Here is a 12,143-nt window from a genome sequence, read left to right on the forward strand (position 1 = left end):
ACAGTTTAGCATGAACACAAAAGCTTTAAGGAAATTAGTAATTACTTCAAGGTAATGAATAATAACTCCTCTTAGCTGATAACTACTTACGTGAGTTATACCAGGTTAATATACCTCCTGAAAAGACGATCGCAGCTAATCCCAAAAAAACTACCTGTAATCCCAAAAAGGTTTCTGCGACACCAGCTAAAGCTAAAGGTAAGGAGAGGGCAATATTAATTACATTGTTTTGCAAGCCAAATACTTTACCACGCATTTCTGGTGGTGTTTCTGTTTGGATTGCGGTTTGCATGGGAATTCCTACTAGGGCTCCAAAGATACCTAATAACGCCACCAGTAACAGGACTAGCCATAGTTGGGTTGTAAAGATTGATAGACCAATCAGAGATGCTGCCATACCCATACAACCACAAAGACTTAGTTGGGTATAGGAAAAGCGTTGACCAAATTGACCGAGAATTGTTGCTCCCGCAGCAATGCCAACACCACCGGCTGCGAGTAAAAAGCCGAACTGGGAGGCTTTCATGTTGGGAATTATTTCTGCCATCCGAACAGCTAGAACAGTTAATGCTGCAAAGACAGAAAACAAGATAATCAGCTGAAGCAAAGCATTGCGGACGCGATGATTGGCTTTGAGGTAGGCAAAACCATCTCGCAAATCAGAGAATACGTGAGGGAATTCTGTATCAGGGTGGTGGTGTTTTTCCTTAGTTGCTAGGAGGAATAAAATTAGTCCAGCGATCGCATAACTACCACCAACTAATAGTTCTTTGCCCAAACTACCGCTACCACCAATTTGCGACCAAAGTCCATCTGCGATCGCTAATAATGGTTCTCCGACAGCAAACCCAACAATCACCGATGCCATCATCGTTGTCGTATAAAGCGAATTAGCTGAGAGTAAATGCTGTTCTTCCACCACTAAAGGAATTGCTGCCTGTTCCGCCGGCGCAAAAAACTGTGTCAGTGTAGAAACTAGAAAAGTCACACCCAGTATGATCAAAAAACCTACTGGCATAACTCCTATGGGTTTCCAGCCATGAGTCAACCACAGCAGGAAGGGAATTGACAAAACCAGGATGCCGCGCCAAATATTCGTTGCCACCAGCACAGCCTTTTTTGACCAGCGATCGACAAACACGCCAGCAACGGAACCAAATAATACGGCTGGAATCGTAAAAGCCATCATCAAGACTGATACCCAACCACTAATACTCTGATTACTAGCCTGAAACTGAGTATTAATCAAAGCAATCATCAGCACTAAATAAACTTTATCTGCTAATTGGGAGAAAACTTGACCGCCCCAAAGAGCCAGGAAATTAGGGTTTTTTAATACAGGCAAAAACCCCTGCTGTGTTACATTCCCAGAAACAGCTTCTCCACCTGAACCAGATCCATCTAATTTGGGTGATTCTGTTTCTGGGGTAGTAGCTACTGGCAAACTCTGCCCGTTGCTATTTGCCTCAGCAGTAGTTAATTTGTCCTCAGATTGTATTTCTGGAACATCAGTTTTTGGGATCTGGGCTGTCCAACTTTGATCGTTTTTAGAAACGTCTTTTGGGGACATTTCTTGGCTATTGATTTGACTAGGTGTACACTTTGAAACGGCACTCAAGTGATTCTTGACGTTAGGATCTGATATCCTATTCTGTTTTTTAACGAGGCTTGGTGACAAAGGCAGGATTTTTTTATCCAAATCAGATGGTTGCATCATGGTTGGCAGCAAAATAAGAATCGATCAAGGTAGCAGAGCGAATAGGGCGACCTAATTGGTACTGAGCATACTGGCGCAAAATCTGCTCAACAGATAACCAGTTATGGTCTCTAGCACCATCAATTTGCATTATCTCTGGTTGTGACAGATGTTGAAGCAAAGCCAGTTCCATAGCACCCAGACGACTAGAAATCAAAGGTATTTCTTGCCGATGCACAACAACTGTTTGGGCATGGGGCATGGGCAATGGGATATGGGGAATGGGGTATTGGTTATTACTCTCCCCCTTTCCCTCTGTTCGTAAACGTTTCCAAGTTTCTAAGCAAATCGTTCCACCCGTAGGAACGCTAAATCCTATCTGCCAGTTGGGGTCTGTAAAGTCTGGCTTGAGGGAGCGCCCAGATAAGCAGCATACTTGCACTTGCGGTGTTACTCCTGCTAAGGCTAAAAGGTGAAACACCCCATGAGCCAGATGAGCCAAAACACCAGATGCATTTGTACTAGACAATGCTTCTAATCGATGGAGATGTTCATTGAACAACTCATAAAGTTCTTCTTGGGGTTGTTCGCTCAAAGCTTGAGAGAGGACTATTTCTGCTAAATATTGGCTAGCAGCCAATTTTCCCAAATCTTTAGCTAAACCAGGATAAGTTTTTAACGTCTGTGCTTGAGTAATTTTATCAAGCGATCGCCCTTTGGCGATCAATAGTTCATTCACAACAAACATACCACTCCTGCCGCCCAAGCTGGAGTTGTGCTTACGTGCCCCTGGAGCCACTGCTCGAATCAGACCGAATTCTGGTGTCAAAATGGTCACTATTTTATCTGATTCTCCCAGCACCTGAGTTTTAAGATTAATTCCGGTTGCTTTGTAGGTTCTACTCATTAGTCATTAGTCATTAGCCAATCAATTTTGGATTTTGGATTTTAGATTAACGCCATACCTAAAAGTAGGGATTTACAAAAGGAATACAAGGATTTTAGATTTTTCCATAGTTGAAACTAGCTGCTCTGAAACCAGGTTTAAATTTTGAATCCTTCAATCCTTCAATCCAAAATCTAAAATTGGTCATTGGGTTAGGACAAAGGGCATAGATGTGCCCGCAGTTTTTCGCAGGTTAGGAAGATAAACAAATGACTATTCACCCTTCCCCAGATTATCGCGCTGGCGGATCAAATCGATACCGCGAGATGTGCCTAATCTAGTAGCACCCGCTACGATTAAGTCTAGAGCTTGATTAATAGTGCGGATACCACCCGCAGCTTTAATTCCCACCCTTTCTTTTGCCAATTCCTGCAAAAATCGCACATCTGCCACTGTTGCACCGCCATTCCAACCTGTACTAGTTTTTAAGAAAGCCGCCCCCGCCTCCATAGCGATTTCAGCAGCTATTTTTTTCTCCGCATCTGTCAACAGATTGGTTTCCAAAATTACCTTGACAGTTTGCCCAGTCTCTTCACAAATTTCGGCAATTTCCCGGTGGACTTCTTCAGTTTTACCAGCTTTCAACCAGCCCAAGTTCATGACCACATCCAATTCAGTGGCTCCATTATCCGCCGCTTCTTGAGCCTCATAGAGTTTCACTGCTGAAGTTGTCGCACCAGAGGGAAAGCCAATCACAGTACACACTTTCGGATTTTTGCCGTGGAGGAGTTCGACAGCTTGTTTGACATAGGTGGGGTACAAGCAAACTGCCGCAAAATTGAATCTATATGCTTCTTCACACCACTGCTGAACCTGCTCTGGAGTAGCCGTTGGCGTTAACAGGGCGTGATCGATAAATGGCGCAATATCAATATCTGGATAGTCTGCTGCCATCGTGTCTTCTGCCAGTAATTGATTATTAAACTTTATAAAAAATTAAAACATTTCTTATATATATATTAAACCATATTTATTACGAGTTTATCCTGAAAACAAGCTACTAACTTATTTTTGATGTTACTTCTGTAGATGTTGCGGAATTAGTATAAGTGTTTAAGTTGACATTAGGCTTAGTAAGGTTAGAAATATTAACAGCATTTTTTACACCAATTCCTAAGAAGTTAGTAATAGTTTTAGCTAACGCATTGGATGCCAAATAGGGTACGCCATTACCAATAGTCTTAAACATATTAGTGAGTGACATATTATCTGGAAGTACAAAATTTGCAGGTAAAGATTGGATAGCTAAAGCTTCCGCCACAGATATTCGCCGGATTTTATAGGGATGCAAATGCACTTCATTATTTCCATAGCAAGCTGTCGGAGAGTAACGCCATCTGTGAAGACGCTTGAAAGACTTTTTAGAATCATCTCCTTCATCAATAGCAGCAAATCTTGTGATACCTGCCCTTGGTTTAAAACAGTTTTCAGTATTAGGATGCTTCAAGACATTATTTTTTCTAAACCAGTATTCAACTGTTAATTCTTGAGGGATGCCGTCAGGACAAAGCATGATGGAATTTTCTTGGAATGGATCGCACTTCTGCCAAGGGTAAGCAAAAACCTCTTTCTTAGGATATAAAATATGATTTTCCCAAGGAAAATCCTTCTCGTTAAGTAGCTTTTCACTACCGAATTTTATTCCTATATCTTTGATAAAATTATTTCGGAAACCAACGAGAATAATTCTTTCTCTGTCCTGGGGTACACCATATTCAATAGCATTAATTAACTGCTCTGTTAAGATATAGCCTGCTTCTAGTAGTTGTTGCTTGAGCGATTCAAAAAATAAACGGTGCTTTGTTGTTCTCCACAACCCCTTAACGTTCTCAAATAAAAAGAAATCTGGAAGATTGCGGCAAATTAATTCAACATAAGAAGCGGAAAGCTTGCCATTATCTCCTAATCGTCCTCTATTTTTCCCGCCAATAGAAAAATCAGGACAGGGAGGCCCACCAATGAAGCCCACAATATTATTAGATTTGCGGCAGTCTTGTACTAACTCGCGGAGGTGTTGTGCTTGTAAACCTTCGTGAAGTTGGCTTACATCTCCTCTTTCTCCGTGATGATACCCGTATTCTGGCAATGGCAGATTGAGAATCTGCCGTGAATATCGGTATGCTGCCATGAATGGTGAAAACATTTCATTGACGTAAACAATATTAAAACCGCTAGTTTCAAAACCTAAATCTAGGAATCCCGAACCAGCAAAAAAGGAGAAAATACAAGGGCGAACGCTCATTCAATAACTAAATATTGTGAAACAGTCTTAATTAATATCAGAATACTTAGGGTTTATACCTACGTACCAATCAAAATTTAAAAATTTGAAGGCTGCTTAAATAGTAAAAAAATTCATACTTCCTCTAAGTATTTAATATCTAAGTTTACTCAATCTTTAAGGAAAATCCCTGACAGAAAAAGAGTCTGAAGTCACAATTAAATATAAGAGTTTCTAAGCTCTAAACAATGTTGAAGATAAATATTTGTCATTCAACAAAAAACCGGGGTACTTCAGACTAACTTTTATGCGAATTTTAATTTACTCTTACAACTACTATCCAGAGCCAATTGGTATTGCCCCACTGATGACTGAATTAGCAGAGGGACTAGTGAAGCGTGGGCATCAAGTGCGCGTAGTCACCGCTATGCCCAACTACCCTGAGCGTCAAATTTACCAGGAATATCGGGGCAAGTGGTATCTCAACGAATATAAAAATGGCGTTCAAATCCAACGCAGTTACGTTTGGATTCGTCCCCAACCCAACCTATTAGATCGGGTGTTACTAGATGCTAGTTTCGTTGTCACTAGTTTTGTACCTGCCCTCTTTGGTTGGCGGCCAGATGTGATTCTCTCAACATCGCCATCTTTGCCAAGCTGTGTGCCAGTTGCTCTTTTAGGATGGTTACGTGCTTGTCCTGTGATCTTAAATTTACAAGATATATTACCAGAAGCAGCTGTTCACGTTGGTCTACTGAAAAATAAATGGCTTATAAAGTTATTCACAGTGTTGGAAAAATTTGCTTACCACACTGCTAGTAAGATTAGCGTCATTGCCGATGGTTTTGTGGACAATTTGCGATCTAAGGGCGTAAAAGCTGACAAAATTGTGCAAATTCCTAACTGGGTTGATGTAAATTTCATCCGCCCTTTGCCTCAAGAAAATAACCCGTTCCGCGAAGCACATAACCTGAATGGCAAATTTGTAGTACTTTATTCTGGTAACATTGCCCTAACCCAAGGCTTAGAAAGCGTTGTCAAAGCCGCTTCTGTGTTGCGCCATATCCCAGATATTGTTTTTGTGATCGTTGGAGAAGCAAAAGGTTTACAGCGATTGCAACAGGAATGTCTAGACTGCGGTGCAGATAACGTTTTGCTGCTACCATTTCAACCCCGCAAATCTTTGCCACAAATGTTGGCGGCTGCCGATGTTGGTTTAGTAGTGCAAAAGAAAAATGTTGTATCCTTCAATATGCCATCAAAAATTCAAGTGCTACTTGCCAGTGGAGTGGCCTTAGTTGCCTCTGTACCTGAGAATGGTACAGCAGCAAGAGCCATCAGGCAAAGTGGCGGCGGAGTTATCGTTCCTCCAGAAGATTCCCAAGCTTTAGCGATGGAAATTTTAGATTTGTACCAAAACCCCGAAAAAGTCAAAACTCTGGGTTATAAAAGTCGCAAATATGCCGTTGAAAACTATGCTTTTGAACAAGCTTTAAATCAGTATGAGTCATTGTGTTACTCATTGATCGCAGAGCGTGGAACAATTCAGTCTAACAGAGTTACAAAACAAGAAGTTTAATCTACAGCAATGGGGTTAGATTGCACAAAGTGCTAAATTCAAAACCCCTAAGATTTTGCTCCTGTTGGGCATAATTTTCGTAACCTGTTTATGGTGGGCTGTACTTAGAAGCTAAACGTCGTCCGAACCGTACCAACATAAGTATTGTGATTACTATCATTATGTTCTGGACTTGTAATCACAAATAGTCCCGGAGTTATTGCCAGATTATCTGTGACTAGAAAATGGTAAAAGGCTTCGAGATGTAAAGACGTATCCTTATCTTTGAAGTCATCACCGAAACTATTGTGGGTCACTTTGGGAGGTTGACCCACCGCAAATCCTGCAAAGCTACCTTTTCGTCCGATATCTTTGAGAGCTAGTAGCACTGCCCATGTAAAGATGGACGCATTGGGATCTGCTGGTAAATCTTCTGCTTTTGCATGAATAAAACCAACTCGGCCACCGAGGGTAATAACTGGGCTAAGTTGCCAAGCAGCTTCTGCGCCAAATGAATTAGCAACGATCGCATCTGCCTCATCATTAAATGGATCGCTGGTTAATTCGCTTCCAGTTCCCGTCTTCAAATTGTTATGAGAGTGAATATAGGTAAGGCTGAGTTCTGTTGTTTTAGTGGGTTCGAGGGTTAGTTGAGCGATCGCTCCGTAAGGGCTAGCAAAAATCCCCTTCTCTGAATTAGCTGCATTGCTGCTGAGATATCCTAATGACAAATTCAAAGCTTTATTCAAATTATGAGAAATACCGATACCTGTGCCACTACCTTGTCGGCGAATGGGATTTTCTCGTCCAAATGTAGAAATCGATCCGTCTCCACTACCGCTAAAAAGAGGATTGACGCTAGGAACAAAGTCGCCTAATCCTCCTCCCAACGCATACAAAGTCATGCGGGTTCGTTTACCTAGTGGAAATCTGTACTCTAGCTCATCTACTTCCACCTCATTTTCATCGTCACCATCAAATCCCAAATTTGCCATTTGAGTTCCAGTCACATCTTCTAATGCTGGTGTATTCCTTGCTTGTAAGCGTACTTCCAATTTATCTTTTCCAGTAAAACTGCTTACGAAGCTCAGACGGACGCGATCGCTCAATACTAAATTTTCATTTATTGGTTTACTGCTATTGGCTCTCTTCTCACCAGCGAATCCAGTCACAGCAAAGATGACTTCGGCCTCAAGCTCAACATGGGGTGAAAACTGTTGCGTTTCTAATGCAGCAATGTTGGTTTCTAATGAAGTAACTCGTTTTTCAAGTGTTTTTATTTCTGCCGACAATTCAGAAACGGATGTGATTTTACTTAATGCTTGATTATCAGCATTAGATTCACTAAAGATATTAGGTTTATCGGGAATGGGTGTTGCAATAGCTGGATTTATGCTACTCAAAGTGCATGAGATAATTAAACTAATTAATCGAAATTGTCGCCAATAAGTTGAAGCTAACAATGCTTTCTCCTGAAAATTAGCAATTAGGATATAAGAATTTGAATATCAAGACGAACCGCAGAGGCGCAGAGAACACAGAGAGAATAAGGAGAAATTTTTCCGAATGATTTAGGATTTTTATAGAAAATAAGAGTTTAAATCATGATGCGTTTCTAATATGTAAGCGCTGTTCACATAAATTTAATAATATTTTTGTAAAAGGGCGACGTTCTAAAAATTGTGTACTGATATGAATATGTCGTACTAATGTTAAGGTAGCGTAGGATTCAATTGAAGTTTTGAATTCCTCGCTTGTAAGCTGAATAAATCTTTCAGTTAAGGCAGTTTCCCAATCGTGTAATGCTTCTGAATTGCCAAGGATGCGAAGGCTGTATTCTTTAATATGACCAATGAAGTTACCGATATCAATCGCCGGATTACCTTCACAATATAAGTCAAGGTCGATAAGATACAAACGAGAACCATTAACAATTACTTGATCGGGATAAAAATCTCGGTGGATACCACAGTGTTTTTGTTCTGGAGTATTTTCTCCTAAATGATTAGATGCCACTAATATTTGTTCTAAGCGTTTTTTCCACTCTGGATATTGTTGTATCACCAATAGAATCCTTTCATTCAAGATTCGCAGTTCATCTGACATGGTATGAGAACGGCGAGGAGGAATGTTTGTTTGGTGAAGTTTATGAGCAACTTCAGCAATTCGTTTTGCTAGGAAAATGGTGTTGGTTTGAGTTAATAATTGAGTGGCGATCGCTCCTTGAACTTTTCGCTGCAACCACATCTGCCATTCGGGAATTATCCCTACAGGTTGCGGTACTGAAATTCCATCAGCGCTATCATCTGCAAATCCTTTTTGCCACAAGGATTTTTGTAGTTCATAACTATTAAAGTCTGTTCCTTTAGCTCGGATTTTGCCAATTAGGGTAATGGTTTGTCCGTGATTATTCAGCAATTCATATTCAATCAAACAACGCCGTCCCGGTTTGTGACGCATGACTTCGATTTTTTGCAGTTGGGAATTTTGAAATGTTGGCAAGTACTCAGTGAACCGCTGTTGTACTTCCAATGGATCAAGAGCGGCTGACAAAAATGGCATTTTGGAATCAGTTACACTGTTGAAGCGATCGCTGACGAAAACAGTCATATTTATTAGGTGTAAATCTAAAAACTTTTATTCTCTCTGCACAATATGCAGCGCCATAATTGGGTTATGTCATCAGAGGATTTGACTTTTCACTCAGTTCGGATTGCGGTTTGCATTTGATACAATGCCGCATAGCAACCATTCTGTTGCATCAATTCCAGATGAGTGCCTTGTTCTAGCACCTGCCCATTTTCAATGTAAAGAATTATATCTGCACGAGTTGCAAGATACAGATCATGAGTAATTAAGAAGGTGGTGCGGTTTTGCGAGAGCCGTTGTAGAGCATCAACGATCGCTTTCTCGTTGCCTTGATCTAGCCCAGTTGTGGGTTCATCTAAAATCAAAATTGGAGCTTGACGAATAGCAGCGCGGGCGATCGCAATTCGTTGGCGTTGTCCACCTGAAAGGGTTGCGCCTCTTTCTCCCACAAGCGTGTTGTATCCTTGGGGTAAAGCTTGAATGAAATCATCAGCATTAGCTAGACGAGTGGCTGCTTCAATTTCTGCATCCGACACGCCGGCAATACCGTAGGCAATATTTTCTCGAATGGTAGCGGCAAATAAGAGACTATCTTGCAAAACTACACTAATTTGTGGGCGTAATGATTCCAATGTGTACTCGCGGATATCCCGCCCATCAATCATGACTTTACCCATCGTCGGGTCATAAAGTCGTAATAATAGACTTACTAAAGTAGATTTACCACCACCAGATGTACCAACGATCGCTACTTGCTGCCCTGGTTGAATGGTTAAATTGATGTCTTCCAGCAGAACTTGTCCTGGTTCATAGGCAAAGTGAACATGATCAAAACAAACCTCACCTCGGAAAATTGGAGCCGGTATTGCATCCGGCAAATCTCGGACATCGGGTTGCTGTGATAATACATCTAAAATTCGCTCACCAGAGGCAGCAGCTTTAGCAAGTCTTCCGGTGTACTTAGCAAAGTTCTGAACCGGCTTAAAGGCATTTTTGAGATAGGTGAGAAATACCAGCACATCACCCGGTGTCAGAGCATTTCGCAATGCCAGCCAGGAGCCGTACCATAAAACAATTGCTGTTCCTAGTGCAATCACAACATCAACGGTTCGTTCGAGATGAGCAGCAAGGCGTTGGGTTCTTACACTCTCCTTTAGGCTATGGTGATTTTGTTGAGAAAAAACTCGCGCAAAGGCATCTTGTAGTGAAAGGGCTTTGACTAATTTAATGGCAGCAATTGACTCAGCAGCCGTCGCCGCCACAGCTCCTTCTTGTTTCCGTTGCTTTAATGAGGACTCTCGAATTCGCTGACTCAGCCGATTTGTGACTAATACAAACAACGGTAGGGTAAGTAGTGCAAGTAGGGTGAGGCTGCTATTTATCCAAAACATCACGCCAATCATGCCAAACAGCGTCAGAATGCTCACTACCAGAGGTAATGCTGCCGTAATCATAATTTCTTGCAGACGGCTAGCATCGCTACTTACACGAATAATTAAATCGCCGCTACGAGCTTTGGTGTGGTAACTCAAGGACAAATCTTGAAGATGACAATACAGATGATTACGCACCTCAGTCATGACTCGGCTACCTACTGTTGCTAGCCCAACGGTACTCCAATAGGCGGCAAGTGCGCGTAATCCTGTAATGGCAAGGACTGTAACTGCTGAAAATGTCAGTAATGTAACTGGCTCCAGGCGATCAATTAATGGGATATTGGTAGGCCGCTCGCCTGGAATCAAAACGTAATCAAAAACAAACTTTAGGGGCCAAGGTTCCAGCACCCGTAGTCCAACATCCGCAACCAGAGCGATCGCAGAAATCAAAAGTAGTCCATACTGTTTTTGAATGTAAGACCAGAAATAACGTAGTATTCCCCATAAACCGGGAATAACTTTTTTCTGTGGTTTTGAACGTCTCATTTATCGTCTCACCTCCACTTGGAATTGAGACGGGGTATTTAATCCAGCTATATGCAAAATCTGTCGTGCGATCGCCTCCCAAGTGTGATGTTCTATAACCGTTTTCCGCGCCGCTTGTCCCAAAGAATGGCGCAAAGTCGGCGATCGCCACAATTTTTCTAATGCCTCTGCTAAGGCGATCGCATCATCTGGTGGACAAAGAATCCCATTCACTCCTGTGTCAATTAGCTCAAGCAATTGCCCAATACCACTAACAACTACAGGCAAACCAGCTGCCATATATTCATAAACTTTCAACGGGGAGAAGTAAAAGTCGGATTCAGCCGCATAGGGGGCAACAGCAACATCCATTGCTGCTAATAATTGAGGAATTTCATCAGGATTCACCGCTCCGGTGAATCTAGTATGAGAGTGTAATCCTCGTGCCAATAATTCTGCTTCGAGATTTCCGCGTTCGGGACCATCGCCAACAATCAAAAGTTTGGCATTGGGAACTTGTTGATGCAGTTGAGCAAAAGCTGCCGTGAGAATTGGCAATCCATGCCACGGTTTCAATGTGCCGACAAATCCTACTGTAAAGGTTTCAGATTGCCTTGAAAATTCACGATTAAAAGCAGAGAAGCGATCGGGATTTACACCATTTGGGATGACATGAACTTTGCTACTTTTGACGTAATTCATTAAGTAAGTTTTTACTTCAGATGAAACAGCAATTAGTGCTGTAGCCGCTTGAAAAACCCGATTGGCGACCTGTTCAGCGCTGTGGCAATCAATCAAGCCGCGATGTTTTGCTTGTTCTGCAATCAGAGGTGAATTGACCTCTAATAATCCGGGAATTCCCATTGCTTGAGCAAATTCCATTGCGCCATAACTCCAAAGCGAGTAACGCTCATAGATTAAGTCAAATGGGCCAAACCTCTGCAAATCTAAACGCAAATCAGGATTAATCGATAAGGCAACTTGCTCTCGCACAGAACGTTCCAGTTTTGGGATGGCTGGAAGTTGATGAACTGAAATATTAGTTAAATCTGCGGGTGGCTTTCCACCAATGCGAGTAGCAAACAAATCAACTTGGATATTTTGCCGTTGCAATGCTCGAATTACTTCTTGGACATGAATAGAGCATCCTTTTTGCCCAAATACAGGAATTCCTGGATCGGCACAAACATAAGCAATTCGCACGCTCTACACCTCCTTAACTACTTTTAAAT

At 41.7% G+C, this 12,143-nt stretch carries 9 protein-coding genes; 1 reads left to right on the forward strand and 8 read right to left on the reverse strand.

Annotation, left to right across the window (positions count from 1 at the left end; translation table 11 throughout):
- Positions 1 to 82: 82 nt before the first annotated feature.
- The 4 genes from GJB62_RS20960 to GJB62_RS20975 form a co-directional block, all read right to left on the reverse strand.
- Positions 83 to 1,714 carry an MFS transporter gene (locus GJB62_RS20960; RefSeq protein ID WP_114085008.1) on the reverse strand — a complete coding sequence of 544 codons (1,632 nt, stop codon included), beginning with the start codon at positions 1,712 to 1,714 and terminating at the stop codon, positions 83 to 85.
- On the reverse strand, positions 1,701 to 2,603 hold the full coding sequence (gene recO, locus GJB62_RS20965) for a DNA repair protein RecO (RefSeq protein WP_114085009.1): 903 nt from the start codon (positions 2,601 to 2,603) through the stop codon (positions 1,701 to 1,703). Before recO ends, GJB62_RS20960 begins: the two co-directional genes overlap by 14 nt.
- A 252-nt stretch (positions 2,604 to 2,855) precedes the next feature.
- Positions 2,856 to 3,536: a deoxyribose-phosphate aldolase gene (gene deoC, locus GJB62_RS20970; RefSeq protein WP_114085010.1), complete on the reverse strand. Its 681-nt coding sequence runs from the start codon at positions 3,534 to 3,536 to the stop codon at positions 2,856 to 2,858.
- A 106-nt stretch (positions 3,537 to 3,642) separates the two neighbouring features.
- Complete coding sequence (locus GJB62_RS20975; protein ID WP_114085011.1) at positions 3,643 to 4,884, reverse strand: DNA cytosine methyltransferase; 1,242 nt, start codon at positions 4,882 to 4,884, stop codon at positions 3,643 to 3,645.
- 286 nt (positions 4,885 to 5,170) lie between these two features.
- Between GJB62_RS20975 and GJB62_RS20980 the strand changes: the two genes are divergently transcribed.
- Positions 5,171 to 6,442: a glycosyltransferase family 4 protein gene (locus tag GJB62_RS20980; RefSeq protein WP_114085012.1), complete on the forward strand. Its 1,272-nt coding sequence runs from the start codon at positions 5,171 to 5,173 to the stop codon at positions 6,440 to 6,442.
- A gap of 104 nt (positions 6,443 to 6,546) precedes the next feature.
- Here GJB62_RS20980 and GJB62_RS20985 read toward each other — a convergent pair whose 3' ends face one another.
- The 4 genes from GJB62_RS20985 to GJB62_RS21000 form a co-directional block, all read right to left on the reverse strand.
- Positions 6,547 to 7,884 carry an iron uptake porin gene (locus GJB62_RS20985; RefSeq protein WP_114085013.1) on the reverse strand — a complete coding sequence of 446 codons (1,338 nt, stop codon included), beginning with the start codon at positions 7,882 to 7,884 and terminating at the stop codon, positions 6,547 to 6,549.
- Positions 7,885 to 8,023: 139 nt separating this feature from the next.
- Positions 8,024 to 9,031 (reverse strand): phosphotransferase, encoded by a 1,008-nt coding sequence (locus GJB62_RS20990; RefSeq protein WP_114085014.1) that lies wholly within the window; start codon positions 9,029 to 9,031, stop codon positions 8,024 to 8,026.
- A gap of 89 nt (positions 9,032 to 9,120) precedes the next feature.
- Positions 9,121 to 10,932: an ABC transporter ATP-binding protein gene (locus tag GJB62_RS20995; protein WP_114085015.1), complete on the reverse strand. Its 1,812-nt coding sequence runs from the start codon at positions 10,930 to 10,932 to the stop codon at positions 9,121 to 9,123.
- A complete protein-coding gene (locus tag GJB62_RS21000) occupies positions 10,933 to 12,114 on the reverse strand; it encodes a glycosyltransferase family 4 protein (protein ID WP_114085016.1) in 1,182 nt (393 codons plus the stop codon).
- Positions 12,115 to 12,143: the final 29 nt, after the last annotated feature.

It is taken from the genome of Nostoc sp. ATCC 53789 (assembly GCF_009873495.1).
In the GTDB taxonomy this organism is placed as follows: domain Bacteria; phylum Cyanobacteriota; class Cyanobacteriia; order Cyanobacteriales; family Nostocaceae; genus Nostoc; species Nostoc muscorum_A.